Source organism: Kitasatospora sp. NPDC041917 (genome assembly GCF_055589745.1).
In genome coordinates this window covers 59509-75232 of the sequence record NZ_JBVJBI010000040.1, presented here as the reverse complement: position 1 = coordinate 75232, position 15724 = coordinate 59509, and the positions used below count along the sequence as shown (strand labels likewise).

Genomic DNA, 15724 nt, shown 5'->3' with positions numbered 1-15724 from the left:
AGCCGCTCCGGGTACGGGCCGTACTCGCCGATCGGCAAGTACGGCTCGATCAACACCCACTCCGCATCCGTCAGTTGCGCTCGCGTCACACACCACGGTCTACCGGATCAGGACCCGCCGCGAAGGTGAATCACACAGATTGATCACGACCGAATACGCGCCCTAAGCGCAGTGCGCCGGTTCCGAGTCGTCGGCCGCGTCGGCCGCACCGCCCGCCTGGACCGCGCTGCCCGCGTGCCCTCGGAAACGGTCCATCTCGCGCCATTCGGGGCGCAGCCCGGCCAGGGTCGTGGTCGCGAAGTAGAGGGCTCCGCCGGCGATCAGGCCGGGTATCAGCCCGACCGTCGCGACCGCCGCACCGGCGACCAGCCCACCGAGCGGGATGCCGGCCCAGGAGAGGGAGTCGCCGAGGGCGTGGACGCGGCCCAGCAGGTGGCGGGGCACCCGTTCGAAGAGGACCGCGCCGAGGATCGGGTTGAGGAAGCCGGCGCCGAAGCCGCCGATCGCGAAGACCGTGAGCACCAGCCACATCGGCGCGTCGAGGGCGAGCACCAGGAAGCGCGGCGCGCCGCACAGCAGGAAGCCGGCGAAGAACACCGTCCGGCGGGGCAGCCGGGAGGCGACGGCCGCCGCTATCAGGCTGCCGACGACCGCGGTGGCGCCCATGACGGCCGCGGCCAGGCCGATGGCGGCCGGACCGTTGCCGGACTCGCGCGCCCAGACCGGGACGAGGACGGTGGTGAACCCGGCGTCGATCAGGTTGGTGATGCCGATCATCACGATCACGGTGAGCAGCAGCGGCTCCGAGCGCAGGAAGGTGAAGCCCTCGCGGAACATCCGCCAGTAGCCCGCGGGCTGCTCCTCCGCCGAGGGTTCGGCTGCCACGGCTGCCACGGCGGGCACCGCCGGGCGCCCCATGCCGCGCGGGAGCGCGACCGCGATGATCAGCGACCCGAGCGCGAAGGTGACCGCGTTGACCGCCAGCCCGGCCAGCGGCCCGATCAGGGCGACCAGCCCGCCGCCGACCGCCGGACCGATGGTGGAGGCCAGCCGCTCGGTGACCCCCGACAGTCCGGTGGCGCGCTCCATCGGCACCCGGGCGTGGTCGGCCGCCTCCGGGACCATGACGGACTTGGCCAAGTCCCCCGGGCCGCGCATCGCCCCGATCACCGCGACCATCACCAGCAGCGCCCAGAACGGAAGCAGCCCCCGGGCGTGCAGCAGCGGGACCAGCCCGGCCGTGACGGCGCTGACCGCGTCCGTCGTCCAGGACACCACGCGCGGCCCGAGCCGGTCCACCAACGGCCCGGTCAGTGCCTTGACCGCCACGTACGGCGCCATTTCGGCGAAGGCGACCAGGCCCGTCATGGTGGCGCTGCCGGTGGTGGCCAGGACGAACCAGGGCAGGGCGATGGCCGAGACACGCGTGCCGGTCACGGAGACGACTGTGGCGGCCAGCACCCCGGCCAGCGGGCGGAAGCTGCGCCCGGGCGCGTGGTCGGCGGCGGCACCGGTGCCGGTGGTGGTCATGCGGTTTCCCCCTCGGTCGTGGTGGTGCTCGTGTCCGGCAGGACGTGGACGATCACGGAGACCTGCTCGGTGCCCTCCGGGGCCGGCCCGCCGTGGTCGATCTGCCGGTAGCGCCGGACCACCTCGGACAGCTCGCCGGAGAGCTGCTCGGCCTCGGCGGGGGTGAGCTGGAGGACCCGGTCGCTGAGGTCCGTCACCCGGCGCCACTCGCGCGGCATGGTCTCGAAGGCGTCCAGCGCGCGCTGGGCGGTCAGGGTGTGCGCGGCCAGGACGGACCGCAGGAAGCCGGCGGCCGTGTCGAGGTCGTCGTCCGCCATGTCGTCCACCGTCCAGACGGTCAGCGGGTGGGCCGAACGCCACCAGCGCTCGCGGGCGTTGCCCCGCTCCTCGTCCTCCTCGACGAAGCCCGCGGCGGCGAGCTGGCGCAGGTGGTAGCTGGTGGCTCCGGAGTTCAGCCCCAGCTGTGCGGCGAGCCTCGTCGCCGTCGACGGGCCGTGCTTGCGCAGGAGCCCGACCAGCTGCATGCGCACGGGGTGCGCCATCGCCCGCATGTTCTTGGCGGTGATGGCGATGTGCGGGTCGTCGCTGTGCTTCCAGCCGCGCTCTTCGGTCATGGCAGGAGACTAGAACCGCAAAGACTTCTTTGCAAAGGCTTTTTTGCGAAGGGTTTTTTGCGAAGAAGTCTTCGCGGTTGCTCGACGCGCAGGAGGCCGCGCCTCCGGGGCCCCGCCGGTCGGCGGGTGCCCGACCGGCCGCTCGGCGGGGGCCCCGGAGCGGACCGCGGCCCGGAGCGGGATTGTCACCCGGGCGGGCGAGGCGCAGGCTGGCAGGAAGGGCCCGGTAGTCGGCCCGTCCCGGTCGGCCGCGGATTCGATGACGGCCGCCGGCGAGCACGAGGGGCAGGGCGATGGCACGCGGGAGGCTCTGGAGCTACGTCGCGTCGGGGGCCCGGGCGCTCGGCGCGTTCGGCGGCGCGGTCGGCGCGTTCGGCGGCGCGGTCGGCACCGGCCACCGGAGCGGGTCCGGGCGCGCGGGCGCACTGGCGACCACCGAGGCCGAAGAGGGCCTCGGCCCGTTCTCACCGGGCGTGATGGCCGCGCCCAGGTCGCTCTCCCGCACCGAGCTGGAGCGGCTGCGCTGGACCGGCCGGCAGGACGGCTGCGAGCCGACGGCCCGGCATGTCCAGGTGGCCGACCTGGTCCGCCGGGTGGTGCGCGGCGGTGGCCGGGCGGCGGCCGTCACGGTCCGGGTGGCGCCGGGGCTGCCGGTGGTGGCCGGGGACGCCCGCCGGCTGGAGACCGCCGTCGCCGGGCTGGTCGACCAGGCGATCCGGCGCAGCCCGCCCGGCGGCCGGGTGCTGGTCCGGGCCGACGTGGCGGGTGGCGCGTCCGCACCGCGGGCGTCCGGACGGGCGGCGGCGACCCGCGGCAGGGTGGAGATCCGGGTCTGCGACCGGGGCTCCTCCGAGCCGACCGGGGCGCGCGACCGGCTGATCGCCGGCGTCCGGACGGACGGCGTGGTGGGGCCCGCCCTGCACAGCCTGGTCGACGCCGCCGGCGGCCGGCTCGCGGTGGAGCCCACCCCCGGCGGCGGGCTGACCGTCGTCCTGCTGCTGACCGTCGCGTACGACTGACGGAGTACCACGGCGTCCGGGGCCGGACCGGGGCGCGCACCCGGCGGATTCGGCCCACGAAACCTAGACTTGCCCCATGCCCCGGCTCAACGACCAGGTCAGGGAGCTGCTCCAGGAGTACGCCGACCTGATCAACATCACCGGCGGGGACGCCTTCCGGGCCCGCGCCTACGAGAAGGCCGCCCGGGCGGTCGGCGGCCACCCCGGGGACCTGGCAGGCCTGGACGTCAAGGGTCTGCAGCAGATCCCCGGCGTCGGGAAGTCCACGGCCGAGAAGATCGCCGAGTACCTCGCCACCGGGACCGTCCCCGCCCTGGAGGCGCTGCGCGCCGAGATCCCGTCCGGCGTCCGGGAGATGATGGCCGTCCCCGGTGTCGGGCCCAAGCGCGCCCTGGCCCTCTACCGCGACCTGGGGATCTCCTCGGTGGACGAACTCGCCGCGGCCGCCCGCGCGGAGCGGCTCGCCGACCTGCCCGGCTTCGGCGAGCGCAGCGGCGAGAAGATCCTGCACGGCATCGAGCTGATGCGGCAGTCCGGCGGCCGCACGCTGCTGGACACCGCCACCGAGCTGGCCGAGCAACTCGTCGCCGTGCTCTCCGCCGTCCCCGGCTGCACCCGCTGCGCGTACGCGGGCTCGCTGCGCCGGATGCGCGAGACGGTGGGCGACATCGACGTGCTCGCGACCGCCGAGGACTCCGCCCCGCTGATGGCCGCGCTCACCGGACTCCCCTCCGTCGCCGAAGTGATCGGCAGCGGGAGCACCAAGACCTCGGTCCGTACCACCCAGGGCGTACAGGTGGATCTGCGGGTCCTCCCGGAGGAGGACTGGGGAGCGGCACTGGTCTACTTCACCGGCTCGAAGGCGCACAACATCAAGCTGCGCACGATGGCCGTCCGGGCCGGGCTGAAGCTCTCCGAGTACGGGCTGTTCGAGGTGGACGGCGGCGCCAAGGTGGTCTCGGAGACCGAGGACGAGGTGTACGCGGCCCTCGGACTGCCGTGGATCCCGCCGCCGCTGCGCGAGGACCGGGGCGAGATCGAGGCCGCGCTGGACGGCGGACTCCCGGACCTGGTCCAGGAGTCCGACCTGCGCGGCGACCTGCACACCCACACCGACCTGACCGACGGGCTGGCCACCCTGGAGGAGATGATCGACACCGCGGCCGCCCGCGGCTACTCCTACTTCGCCGTCACCGACCACGCCCCGGACCTGGTGATGCAGCGGATGACGGACGAGAAGATGCTCGCCCAGCGCGAACAGCTCCGGGAACTCGCCGGCCGGCACAAGAAGTTGCGCCTGCTGCACGGCACCGAGCTGAACATCGGCCCGGACGGCGGGGTGGACTGGCCACCGGAGTTCCTGGCCGGCTTCGACGTCTGCGTGGCCTCCGTGCACTCGCACTTCACCCTGGACCGGGCCGCCCAGACCCGTCGGCTGATCCGCGCCTGCGAGAACCCGTACGTGCACGTCATCGGGCACCTCACCACCCGCCGGATCGGCCGGCGCGGGCCGATCGACGTCGACCTGGACGCGGTGTTCGAGGCCGCCGCGCGCACCGGCACCGCGATCGAGATCAACAGCTCCCCGCAGCGGCTCGACCTGCGCGACGAGGACGTCCTGCGGGCCCGGCGGCACGGCGTGCGCTTCGCGATCGACAGCGACGCCCACGCCACCGGCCAGCTCGGCTACCCGCGCTACGGCATCGGCACCGCGCAGCGCGGCTGGCTCACCGCCGAAAACGTGGTCAACACCTGGACCTGGCAGAAGCTGAAGCACTTCCTCCGCAAGGACGCGGTGCCCGGGTAGCCCCGAACGTCACTCCCCGCCGCAGGAGGCCCCGGGCGAGGCCAGCACCCGGGCCGCGCTGCGGTGCCCGAGCCCGGCCGCGCGCCCGGGGTCCCCGGTGTCCAGGAAGCCGGCCAGGAACCCCGCCGCGAAGGCGTCCCCGGCCCCGGTGAGGTCGCGCACCTCGGCCACCGGCGGCACCGGCACCATGACCAGCGGCTCGCCGGGCACGTCGACGGCGGTCGCCTCGGCACCCGCCTTGGTGACCACCGTGGTGGCCGCCAGCCGGGCGCGGTCCGGCCCGGGCAGACCGCCGACCAGCAGCCCGAGGAACTCCGACTCGGAGCGGTTGGCGAACACGAAGGTCGGCGCCAACTCGGCCAGCAGACCGAGGAAGCGCTCCCGTCCGAACCGCTCCAGCATGCCGGTCGAGGAGGCGTCCACCGAGGTGGTGCCGCCCGCCCTCCGGACCCGGGCGAGCGCGTCCACCGCCGCGCCGCCGACCGGCTCTCCGTCGAAGGAGTAGGCCGGCACGTGAAGGTGGGTCAGTCCGGTCAGCCACTCGTCCGGGACCCGCTCCAGCAGGGTGGCGGCGCCCCGGTCGGGCAGCATGGTCCGCTCGCCGTCCTGGTCGATCAGCACCACGACGCTGCCCGTCCGGCCGCGCCGGGAGACCCGCACGTCGACGCCGTGGCCGGCCAGTTCGGCGACCACGCCGTCCCCGACCGCGTCCTCGCCGACGCAGCCGAGGAAGCGGGCGGGGTGCTGCCCGGCGGCGAAGCAGGCGACGTTGGCCGCGCTGCCGCCGCGCCGCCGGAAGATCCGGGCACCGGAGTCGGTGCCGTGCCGCAGCGGGCCGTCGGCCCAGACCACGATGTCCTCGACGAGGTCGCCGAGCACCCCCAGCACGGCTCAGGCCCCGCCGTCGGCGACGACGGCCGAAGCGGCGTCACCCGCTGCGGCGTCACCGGCACCGGCCCCCGCAGCCAGCGCGGTCGCGATCTCTCCGCCGAGCCGGACGTTGCCCCGGTACACCTCGACGTTGACCTCCAGGCTGCGCCCGCCGGTGTCCCGCTGGATGAAGTCGAGGAGGAACGGCGTGGAGGCGTTGCCGGTGACGCCCCGGCGCTCGGCCTCCGCCCAGGCGCGGGCGAGGATGCCGTCCAGTTCCTCGGGCGGCAGCTGCTTGGCCGGGTCGACCGGGTTGGCGATCAGGACGGCCTGCGGCAGTTCGAGCCGGTCCCGGGACTCGATGATCCTGGCGGCCTGCTCGGGCGACTCCACGCTGAAGTTGATCTCGTGGCCGGAGTCGGTGACGTAGAAGCCGGGGTACTTGCGGGTGCGGTAGCCGATGACCGGGATGTTGTAGGTCTCGAAGCGCTCCAGGGTGGCCCTGATGTCGAGGATGGACTTCACGCCGGCGCTGATCACGGTGACCGGGGTGGCGGCCAGGGTGGTCATGTCGGCCGACTCGTCGAAGCTCTCCGAGGCGCCGAAGTGCACGCCGCCGAGGCCGCCGGTGGAGAAGACCCGGATGCCCGCGCGGTGGGCGAGGAAGGCGGTGGCGGCGACGGTGGTGCCGCCGTGCCGGCCGAGCGCGGCGACCACCGGGAGGTCGCGCAGGCTCACCTTGTCCAGGCCGTCGACGGCGGACAGTTCGGTGATCTGCTCGGTGCTCAGCCCGACCGTGGGCACCCCGGCGTGCACCCCGATCGTGGCCGGGACGACGCCCGCCGCCCGCAGCTGCCGCTCGGCCTCCAGCGCGACGGCCAGGTTGCGCGGCCGCGGCAGTCCGTGGGTGAAGATGGTCGACTCCAGGGCGACCACCGGCCGGCCTTCGGCGAGGGCCCGGGCGACCTCCTCGGAGACCTGGACGGCGGGAGCGGTGGGGCGAAGTCCGGTCATGATGCGAACTCTCTGTGAGGTTGCCACTGCGATGGGGCAACGTGCTGCTCAGCGTATGGACGGCTCGCGTCGGAATCCAGAATGAGTCCTGAGGTTTCCGATAGGCCTGCGCCTATTGGTTCGTCTACCCTGACAACCATGGGTCTCACCTTGCGTCAGCTCCAGGTCTTCCTGACCGTCGCCGAGACGCTGCACTTCGGGCGGGCCGCCGAGCGGCTGCACATCTCGCAGCCGACGGTGAGCCAGGAGGTCGCCCGACTGGAGCGGACCGTCGGCGTCGAGCTGTTCGACCGCAGCCGCCGCTCGGTGGCGCTCACGGAGGCCGGCGAGGTGATGGCCACCGAGAGCGCCCGACTGCTGCGGCAGGCCGACACGCTGCTGACCCGGGTACGGCTGCACGAGGAGTCCCGGCTGGGCACCGCCCGGATCGTCGCCTCGCCGAGCGTGGTGAACCGGCTGCTGCCCGCCGTGGTCAGCCGGGCCGAACAGGAGCTTCCGGCGCTCGACACCACCGAACTCGCCGTGGACACCGGGCAGGTCTCCGCCACCCTGGCCGCCGAGCCGGCCGACATCGGGCTCGGCCGCTTCCTCGACGAGGTGACCGGCTACCGGCTGGAGCGGATCGCCGACGAGCCGGTCCTGGTGGCGCTCGGCCGGGACCATCCGCTGGCCCGCCGGAGCAGCCTGGGCCTGGCCGAACTGCGCGACCTGCCACTGCTGTTGTGGCCGCGCGAGCAGCACCCCCGCTACTACGACCACGTGCTCGGCCTCTGCGCGGACCACGGCGTGGACCCGCCGGTGCTGGTCAGCCCGCCGCGGATCGTCGGCTCCCGGCTCTACCTGCTCGCCCGCAACCGCGCCTTCTCGCTGGTGCCCGGCTCGATGACCGGCCACCTCACCGAGGACGTGGCCACCGTACGGCTGGAGGGGCGGGCCACCCTTCCGCTGGAGATGCAGTGGCGGACGGACGACCGGCGGCCCCGGCTGGCCTCGCTGCGGGACCTGATCCGGCAGGAGGCCGCGGAGCTGGAGGACGTCTGACCCGCCCCGTCGCGCGGCCCGAGCCCGGGTCCGGGTCCGGGTCCGGGTCCGAGCCGAGTCCGGGTCCGGGCCCGGGTCCGGGTCCGGGTCCGGGTCCGACCGAACGGAATCCTTGACGCTGGCATGCCACCACCGGAAGGATTCCCGGATCATCCGACCGGCCCGCGGCACCCGCCCGCGGGCCGCCGAACCCCGGGAACCCGCCTTGACCCTGCGCCCGTTGCTCCGCCACGCCGCCGGTCTGATCGGCGCCGCCGTCCTCACCCTGGCCGGCACCCTCACCGCCGCCGGCCCGGCCCACGCCGACTTCGGCACCGACTACCACGACCCGGTCACCGCCACCAAGCCGCTCACCCGCCCCGACACCCGCTCCTGCACCGTCGAGGCGATGCACGAACGCGAGTTCCGCAACGGGTACGGCAACCCGCCGGACACCCCGTACACCACCACCCTCACCCCGCCCGCCGACTGCGCCGGCCCCTGGTCCGCGGTGGTCCTGGACCTCCACGGACAGGTCGCCGGACGGCAGTTCGACCGGATCTTCAGCGTCCGCGTCGGCGGCGTCCAGGTGCTGCTCTCCTCCACCCCCGAGCCGTCCAAGGACGGCATCGCCTGGAACGTCGAGCACGACGTCACCCGCTACGCCCCGCTCTTCACCGGCGGCCCGCAGGAGTTCTCCTTCGACCTCGCCAACGTCACCGACGCCACCTACACCGGCGTCTTCACGATCAGCGCCAACCTGACCTTCTACACCGCCGACGCCCACTGGCCGGCCGCCCGCGCCGCCGACCGGCTGCTCACCACCGGACCGTTCGGGCTCACCAGCACCTCCCCCGCCGCCGGGCGCGACCTCACCTTCCCGCAGAACCTCGAACGCCTCACCGCCGAGGTCTACGCCCGGGGCGGCGGCGCCTGCGAGGAGTTCGCGTACGCCTCGGCCCCGGACGCCTTCGCCGCCGCCAACCCGGGCACCGGCATCTGCGGCAAGGGCCCGTTCCGCGAGCTGCGGCTGACCGTGGACGGCCGGGTGGCCGGCGCGGTCTGGCCGTACCCGGTGATCTACACCGGCGGCTGGGACCCGCTGCTCTGGCGGCCCGTGCCCGGCGTCTTCGCCTTCGACCTGCCCGCCTACCGGCTCGACCTCACCCCGTACGTCGGGCTGCTGCTGGACGGCCGGCCGCACGCCGTGGGCGTCACCCTGAACACCGCCGAGGCGCAGAGCAACGACGCCTGGACCGGCCAGGTCAACCTCTTCGCCGAGACCGACCACGGCGCCGCCCGCACCACCGGACAACTCACCGACCACCGGGTCGCCCCGGACGCCACCGTCGCGACCGACCTCGCCGACCACGGCGGCGGCAGCGGCGACTGGACGGTCACCGCTGCCCGGAACGACCTCGCCCGGGGCTGGGTGCAGACCTCGCACGGCCGGATCACCACCGAGGTCCGCGACGAACTCGCCTTCCGCTCCACCCAGCGACTGCGCGACGCGGGCAACGACGTGACGCTGCACAACGGTGCCGACCTCACCCGCACCACCGCCACCTGGGGCGGCGGCCCGCACCGCACCACCACCGTCCACGAGGGCGAACCGCTGGACGTCAGCTACCGGGTGAGCCGCGACGCGGCCGGCAACACCGACCAGACCACCGCCATGGACCTCGGCTACCACCGCGACACCACCGCGGCGACCGGCGGCCACGTCACCGAGCGCTCCACCGTCGACCACACCCTGCGCCCCACCGCCACGCGGCACGACGGGGACCGCACCGTCCGGACCGGCAGCAGCGCCGAGGAGTACCGGAGCACCGGGCCCGAGGGGCCGTACCGTCGGACGCTGAGCTTCGTGGACGGCTGGCCGCGGCCCTGACGGCCGCCGCTCGCCGTGCCTCTGCGGCACGTCGCCGGCGCTCGCCGGCACGTCGACGCCCGAGTTGCGAAATTGGTCGGATTCATACCGTTCACCCCTGGTGCACGGCCCGTAGGAGGCGCATGATGGGAGGTGGACCTGCGAGGTAGCTGAAGGAAGTTCGACCGCAGGAGGCAGTGGCGACGGATCGAGACGGATCAGGGTCTGCCGCTGGGACTACCTCGGTCGACGATCGAACTACCGGCCGGAGGACGTCACGTCCGGAGGCCACCCCCACCTCGTAGGTTCCGCGCGTCCACGGAGCATCCCCTCGGCCCGTGGACGCGCACCTTTTCCCGCGCGCCGCGCCTCCCGTGTCCTGTCCCCGCGCCGCGCCTCCCGCGCCCCGGCTACCGCGCGCCCGCCCAGCCCATCTCCCAGGCGTGCACCGCGATCCCGACCCGGTTCGCCACCCCGAGCTTGCGCTGGATGCTGGCGACGTGGGTCTTCACCGTTCCCGGCGAGATGAACAGCTCCGCGGCGATGTCCGCGTTGGTGCGGCCCGCCGCGACGTGCCCGGCGATCTCCACCTCCCGCTCGGTCAGCGGCACCACCGGCGCAGCCCGCCGGCGCTCCGGGCGGCGCGGCTGCGTCACGTGCCGCAGCAGCCGGACCGTGACCGACGGACTGATCAGGCTCTCCCCGTCCGCCGCCGCCCGTACCGCCTCGGCCAGCAGGGACGGGCCGGAACGCTTCAGCAGGAAGCCGGACGCCCCGTGCCGCAGGGCCGGGTACACGTACTCGTCCAGGTCGAAGGTGGTCAGCACCACCACCCGCACCGGCTCCGCCACGTCCGGCCCGGCCAGCCGCCGGGTCAGCTCCAGTCCGTCCATCCGCGGCATCCGGATGTCCACCAGTGCGACGTCCGGCCGCAGTTCGGCCGCCAGCTCCAGCGCGGACAGCCCGTCCACCGCCTCGCCCACCACCTCGATGTCCGGCTGGGCCGTCAGGATCCGCCGGACACTTCGCCGGACGGCCTCCTGGTCGTCGGCGATCAGGGTGCGGATCACCCGCCGGCCCCCACCGTTCGCACTCGTCACGCCCAGCAGTGTGGCGCACGGGTGGCGGACGGGAAAGTTCACGCGGTGGAACCGGCCCGGTTCACCTTCGTCCGGTGAGCTGGCCGCCATGAACGATTCCAGTGGACGTCCCTCCGTCAGCAGGCGCGGGCTCCTGGCCGGCGCGACCGGCGTCGGCCTCGGCGGTGCCGTGTCCCTCGCCGGCGTCCAGGCCACCCCCGCCGCCGCCTCCCCGGTGCTCTGGCAGCGCCCGGACCGCTCCGGCGCGCCCCGCGTGGCCGGCCTGCACCTCCAGTTCGGCTCGGACGCCTCGCGCGAGGTGGTGGTCTCCTGGCACACCACCAGGTCCGTCGGCAACCCACGTGTGATGTACGGGACTTCGAACAACGGCTTCGGCCGGACGGTCCAGGCCTCGACCCGCACCTACCGTGACGCCGCCTCCGGCACCGAGGTCCAGGTGCACCACACCCGGCTGACCGGCCTGCACGCCGACACGGACTACGTCTACGCCGCCGTCCACGACGGCACCACCCCCGAGCTCGGCACCGTCCGCACCGCACCACGCGGCCGGTCCGCCTTCACCTTCACCAGCTTCGGCGACCAGGGCACCCCCACCCTCGGCAGGAAGACCGCCAACGGCTACGTGAACGACAACCTCGGCAGCCCCGCCGCCGGCGACACCACCGCCGGGGTCGAGCGGATCGCCCCGCTGTTCCACCTGCTCAACGGCGACCTGTGCTACGCGAACATCGCCACCGACCGGGTCCGCACCTGGTCCGACTGGTTCGAGAACAACAGCCGCTCGGCCCGCCACCGCCCCTGGATGCCCGCGGCCGGCAACCACGAGAACGAGAAGGGCAACGGCCCGATCGGCTACGGCGCCTACCAGGCGTACTTCGAGCTGCCGGACGCCCGCTCCGACGCGGAGACCCACGGCCTGTGGTACTCGTTCACGGCCGGTTCGGTACGCGTGATCAGCCTCAACAACGACGACGTGGCCTACCAGGACGGCGGCAACAGCTACGTCCACGGCTACTCCGGCGGCGCCCAGCAGCGCTGGCTGGAGCGGGAGTTGATCGCGGCCAACGCGGACCCGGGGATCGACTGGATCGTGGTCTGCATGCACCAGGTGGTGATCTCCACCGCCGACAGGTTCAACGGCGCCGACCTCGGCGTCCGCGAGGCCTGGGTACCGCTGTTCGACAAGTACGGCGTGGACCTGGTGGTCTGCGGCCACGAGCACCACTACGAGCGCTCGCACCCGATCCGCGGCCAGCAGCCGACCGACACCCGCACGCCGATCCCGGTCTCCACCGGCACCGAGACCATCGACACCACCAAGGGCACCGTCCACATGGTCATCGGCGGCGGCGGCACCTCCGCCCCGTCCAACCAGCTCTTCTTCAGCCCCGCCAAGGCGCGGGTGATCACCGGCGTCGGCGCCGTCGATCCGGCCACCGGCAAGCGCCCGCCGGTGTACGTGATCGAGGACGCCCCCTGGTCCGCCTTCCGGGACGCCGACAACCCGTACGGCTTCGCCTCCTTCGACGTCGACCCGGGCGGCCGCAACGGGCAGACCACCATCGGCGTCACCTACTACTCCGTCAGCGGCCCGTACGGGGACCTCGTCCCGGTCGACCGCTTCACCCTGACCCGCCCGCGCGGCACCCGCGGCGGCGGCCGGGGCCACTAGGGCGGGGCCACCGGGCGTACTCGGCGGCAGCCGTCCGACCGGCGGAGACCTCCGGTACGCCCGTACGCCCCACCCGGTAGCCCCTCCGCCGCACGCGCACGCGGTGCACGGACACAGCGCGCGGACACGGCGCCGACTCGATCGGATCGGCGCCGCGGGGCGCGCCTCAGCGCCCCGGCAGGGAGCAGCCGACCCGCCAGCCCGCGGGCGTGCCCGGCCCGGCGGTCAGCGAGCCCCCGTGGGCGGCGGCCCGGGCGGTGAGTCCGGCCAGGCCGGTGCCACCGGTGCCCGGGCGGCGGCGCAGCAGCGGCTTGCGGGCGGGGCCACCGTCGTCGGTGACGGTCAGCTCGACGGCGCCGCGCTCACCGGGGGCCACCCGGACGGTGACCTCGGTGGCCTGCGGGGCGTGCCGGCGGATATTGGTCAGCGCCTCCAGGACCACGGCGTACGCGGTCGCCTCGGCCTCGGCGGAGAGCCGGCCCGCGGTGCCGGGCGCCAGCTCGACGGTGGCGCGCAGGGCGCCGGTGGTGCCGAAGCGGGCGACGAGCTCGGGGAGGTCGGCCAGGCCCAGCCGACGCGTGGTCGCTCCGCCCGCCCGGTCCGACCCGTCGGAGCGGTCGCCCTTGAGGTCCTTGCCACCCTTGCCACCCTTGCCGTCCCGGCCCTCCCGGCCCTCCCGGCCGCCCGGCTCGCGCAGGGCGCCGACCATCTCGTCCATCGAGTCCAGTGCCCGCAGCCCGGCCTCCTCCAGGCGGCGCAGCAGTGCGGTCGTCTCCTCCGGCTCCTGGCCCGGGAGTTGGCCGGCCTGGGCCTCCAGCACGATGCCGGTGATCTCGTGGGCGACGAAGTCGTGCAGTCCCCGGGCCACTTCCAGCCGCTGTTGGCGCCGGGCCCGGGCCACCGCCCGCTCCCGGCGGGCGTCCAGGACGCGCAGGTAGAGGGCCGCCGCCGCGACACCGAGCAGTGGCAGCAGCGAGAGCAGCACCCCGACCACCGGCCCGGCCGCACCGCCCTGCGGCGTCCGCAGGGCGAACCGCAGCGGCAGCAGCACCGCCGCCAGCCCCACCAGCCCGCCGACCGGACCGGCCGACCGGTCGGGCAGCCGCCGAACGGCCCGGAAGAGCAGTCCGAGCAGGGCGAGCCACTCGAACGGCAGCCAGAACGCGGGCAGCCGGTACGGCCCCGGGTAGACCGCGTCGACCAGCAGCGAGGCCCCGGCCACCGCTCCGGCGGCCGCACCGAGCGCGATCCGACCGGCGGGCCAGGGCAGCAGCGCCGCCACCGCGGCGAGCACCGCCGTCAGGGCGAGCAGCGCGGCCGCTCCCCGGGCGTCCGGTTGCGCCAGCAGGACGGGCGCCAGCAGGGCGAGCGCGGAGACGGCGGCGAGCGGCCGACGGATCCGGGCCGGTCGCGGCCGTGCGGGCTCGGGGTGAGCGAAGGGAGAGTCGGTGGGCACCCGGCCGAGCCTACGGGCAGCTCTCCCGGGGGAGGTGCGGTCCTCCTCAGGAGGGAGCGGTCCGCCGTCAACTCCCCTCCGCAGCAGGAGGTCTGCGCGACCGGGCGGGAGCATGATCGGTGGCATCGGAACACCCGCAGAGGACACCCGAACCGGACGCCCACGCCGGCCCCCGCACGGGAACAGTCACCCGTGAACACCCGCGCCGAAGGAGACCCGAACCGCCATGAACCGCCGCCTCGCCACCGCCGCACTCTCGCTGCTCCTGCTGGCCGCGACCGCCGCCACCGCCGCACCGGCCGCCGTCGCGGAGCCGGCCCCCGCCGCACCGGTCACCGCCCCGGAACCGGCCGCCCCAGCAGGCGACTTCGGGCCGGTCGGTGTACGCGGCACCGGCAACACCGTCCTCACCGCCGGGTTCCAGGGCTTCGAGGGCGACCCGGTGCGGATCTCGGTGGACGCCCGTGCCACCACCAACACCGATCCGCGCGGCACCACGGGCCACTTCCACGTCCGTCACGTGCACACCGACGGCCGGCTGGTCGCCGACTTCGAGGGCGACATCACCTGTCTGGCCGTCGGCGGCCGGGAGGCGATCGCCACCGGGGTGGTCACCAAGGGCGACGCGCCGTGGTTCCCGGGCCTGGAGCTGATCGGCCGGAAGGTCTCGCTCTCGGTGGAGGACGACGGGCGGCGCGGGGACCGGATGGGCTGGGTCTGGGGCGCGCTCGGCCAGCCGGTGTCGGACTGCCAGGGCACGGTACCGTTCATCCGCACGACCAGTGGTGACTTCTCCGTGCACAGCTGACACCCGACCGACCGGGCCGACAGGACCGGTCAGGGCCTCCTGGGCCGACCGGGCGACGGCCGGGGCTGCGCACCGCCACCCGAGCACCCGCAGACCTGGAGGCCCCGTTGTCCCTCGACCGTCCGACCGCTCCGCCACCGCCGAGCGCGGGGTTCAACGACCTAACAGGGGAGGGCCGTTGAACCCCGCGCCCGACCGGCATTCGCCCGACTACGCCCGGCTCGCCGCCGTCGGGCCGTACTTCGCGCTGGACACCTCGCCGGCCGGCCGGCCGCCGGAGGGCTTCCGGCCGCTGGCCGAGCTGTACGGCACCGGACCGGACGCGCCGTTGGCGGCGCGGCTGCGGGTGGTGGCGCAGCGGCTCGGCACCGGGGAGCCCCGGGTCGCCGCCTCGATCCTGCACCTGGGGCTGGCCGCCCGTTTCTGGTCGGTGGGGCTGGGCTCGGCGGTCCTGCTGGGGACGGTCCCGACCTTGGAGCACGCCTGGGTGCGGATCCCGGACCAGGGCCCGCTCGACCTGTGGGCACCGCCGGAGCCCGCCCGCCCGGACGCCGGCTCGCTCACCGACCAGCTCCACGAGGCCGTCCTGCTGGGACAGTTGACGCCGCTGGCGGAGGCCGTCCGGGCCGCCGCCCCGCTCTCCCGCCGTCTGCTGCTCGGCAACGCCGCCTCCGCACTGGCCGGGACGCTGCGGGTGCTGGACGCCCACGCGCCGGACGCCGCACGGGCGTTGGCCGCGGAGCTGCTGGACCGTCCGCCACTGGCCGGGTCGGGCATCCTGCGCGCCGGGCCGGGTGGCACGGCGTTCCGGCGGAACAGCTGCTGCCTCTACTACCGGGTGGGTCCGGGTGCCGGGCTCTGCGGGGACTGCTGCTTCAGCACGCCGCCCGGCCGCGGGAAGCGGAACGAGTAATACCTTCACAAATGAAGGTCATACAGATCTC

Annotated in this window: 13 protein-coding genes; 7 read left to right on the top strand and 6 right to left on the bottom strand. The window is 74.5% G+C overall.

The features are described from left to right. Positions 1 to 162 precede the first annotated feature (162 nt). Together ACZ6EM_RS32945 and ACZ6EM_RS32940 are read right to left on the bottom strand one after the other, a co-directional pair. Complete coding sequence (locus tag ACZ6EM_RS32945; RefSeq protein ID WP_465773972.1) at positions 163 to 1530, bottom strand: MFS transporter; 1368 nt, start codon at positions 1528 to 1530, stop codon at positions 163 to 165. Beyond that, positions 1527 to 2144 (bottom strand): helix-turn-helix domain-containing protein, encoded by a 618-nt coding sequence (locus ACZ6EM_RS32940; RefSeq protein ID WP_401046035.1) that lies wholly within the window; start codon positions 2142 to 2144, stop codon positions 1527 to 1529. Before ACZ6EM_RS32940 ends, ACZ6EM_RS32945 begins: the two co-directional genes overlap by 4 nt. Before the next feature lie 293 nt (positions 2145 to 2437). On the opposite strand from ACZ6EM_RS32940, the gene ACZ6EM_RS32935 reads away from it, so the two are divergent. After that, entirely contained in the window at positions 2438 to 3163 is a 726-nt protein-coding gene (locus ACZ6EM_RS32935; RefSeq protein ID WP_401046032.1) for a sensor histidine kinase, read from the top strand. A 76-nt stretch (positions 3164 to 3239) separates the two neighbouring features. Further along, positions 3240 to 4970 (top strand): DNA polymerase/3'-5' exonuclease PolX, encoded by a 1731-nt coding sequence (polX, locus tag ACZ6EM_RS32930; protein ID WP_465773970.1) that lies wholly within the window; start codon positions 3240 to 3242, stop codon positions 4968 to 4970. Between the two features lie 9 nt (positions 4971 to 4979). Here the strand turns inward: polX and ACZ6EM_RS32925 are convergent, their stop codons facing one another. Both ACZ6EM_RS32925 and ACZ6EM_RS32920 read right to left on the bottom strand, forming a co-directional pair. Continuing rightward, the gene (locus tag ACZ6EM_RS32925) at positions 4980 to 5858 is read right to left on the bottom strand and encodes a carbohydrate kinase family protein (RefSeq protein WP_401046029.1); all 879 of its coding nucleotides are present in this window, start codon (positions 5856 to 5858) and stop codon (positions 4980 to 4982) included. A 3-nt stretch (positions 5859 to 5861) separates the two neighbouring features. Next, positions 5862 to 6854 (bottom strand): pseudouridine-5'-phosphate glycosidase, encoded by a 993-nt coding sequence (locus tag ACZ6EM_RS32920; RefSeq protein WP_452178265.1) that lies wholly within the window; start codon positions 6852 to 6854, stop codon positions 5862 to 5864. A 138-nt stretch (positions 6855 to 6992) separates the two neighbouring features. Between ACZ6EM_RS32920 and ACZ6EM_RS32915 the strand changes: the two genes are divergently transcribed. After that, positions 6993 to 7895, top strand: a complete 903-nt coding sequence (locus ACZ6EM_RS32915) for a LysR family transcriptional regulator (protein ID WP_401046024.1) — start codon at positions 6993 to 6995, stop codon at positions 7893 to 7895. A gap of 205 nt (positions 7896 to 8100) precedes the next feature. After that, the gene (locus ACZ6EM_RS32910; RefSeq protein WP_465773969.1) at positions 8101 to 9765 is read left to right on the top strand and encodes a peptide-N4-asparagine amidase; all 1665 of its coding nucleotides are present in this window, start codon (positions 8101 to 8103) and stop codon (positions 9763 to 9765) included. Between the two features lie 389 nt (positions 9766 to 10154). Here ACZ6EM_RS32910 and ACZ6EM_RS32905 read toward each other — a convergent pair whose 3' ends face one another. Beyond that, positions 10155 to 10844 (bottom strand): response regulator, encoded by a 690-nt coding sequence (locus ACZ6EM_RS32905; RefSeq protein WP_465773968.1) that lies wholly within the window; start codon positions 10842 to 10844, stop codon positions 10155 to 10157. An 88-nt stretch (positions 10845 to 10932) separates the two neighbouring features. Between ACZ6EM_RS32905 and ACZ6EM_RS32900 the strand changes: the two genes are divergently transcribed. Further along, positions 10933 to 12516 (top strand): purple acid phosphatase family protein, encoded by a 1584-nt coding sequence (locus ACZ6EM_RS32900; protein WP_401046015.1) that lies wholly within the window; start codon positions 10933 to 10935, stop codon positions 12514 to 12516. A 166-nt stretch (positions 12517 to 12682) separates the two neighbouring features. On the opposite strand, the gene ACZ6EM_RS32895 is transcribed toward ACZ6EM_RS32900, so the two are convergent. Next, on the bottom strand, positions 12683 to 13972 hold the full coding sequence (locus ACZ6EM_RS32895) for a sensor histidine kinase (RefSeq protein WP_465773967.1): 1290 nt from the start codon (positions 13970 to 13972) through the stop codon (positions 12683 to 12685). Between the two features lie 226 nt (positions 13973 to 14198). Here ACZ6EM_RS32895 and ACZ6EM_RS32890 point away from each other — a divergent pair, with 226 nt between their 5' ends. After that, complete coding sequence (locus tag ACZ6EM_RS32890) at positions 14199 to 14780, top strand: hypothetical protein (protein WP_465773966.1); 582 nt, start codon at positions 14199 to 14201, stop codon at positions 14778 to 14780. Positions 14781 to 14958: 178 nt separating this feature from the next. Then, a complete protein-coding gene (locus ACZ6EM_RS32885) occupies positions 14959 to 15693 on the top strand; it encodes a (2Fe-2S)-binding protein (RefSeq protein ID WP_401048896.1) in 735 nt (244 codons plus the stop codon). Positions 15694 to 15724 lie beyond the last annotated feature (31 nt).

Coding starts and splice junctions, on each gene's coding strand:
- ACZ6EM_RS32945 (WP_465773972.1), bottom strand. CDS start 1,530: ATGACCACCACCGGCACCGGTGCCGCCGCCGACCACGCGCCCGGGCGC.
- ACZ6EM_RS32940 (WP_401046035.1), bottom strand. CDS start 2,144: ATGACCGAAGAGCGCGGCTGGAAGCACAGCGACGACCCGCACATCGCC.
- ACZ6EM_RS32935 (WP_401046032.1), top strand. CDS start 2,438: ATGGCACGCGGGAGGCTCTGGAGCTACGTCGCGTCGGGGGCCCGGGCG.
- polX (WP_465773970.1), top strand. CDS start 3,240: ATGCCCCGGCTCAACGACCAGGTCAGGGAGCTGCTCCAGGAGTACGCC.
- ACZ6EM_RS32920 (WP_452178265.1), bottom strand. CDS start 6,854: ATGACCGGACTTCGCCCCACCGCTCCCGCCGTCCAGGTCTCCGAGGAG.
- ACZ6EM_RS32915 (WP_401046024.1), top strand. CDS start 6,993: ATGGGTCTCACCTTGCGTCAGCTCCAGGTCTTCCTGACCGTCGCCGAG.
- ACZ6EM_RS32900 (WP_401046015.1), top strand. CDS start 10,933: ATGAACGATTCCAGTGGACGTCCCTCCGTCAGCAGGCGCGGGCTCCTG.
- ACZ6EM_RS32890 (WP_465773966.1), top strand. CDS start 14,199: ATGAACCGCCGCCTCGCCACCGCCGCACTCTCGCTGCTCCTGCTGGCC.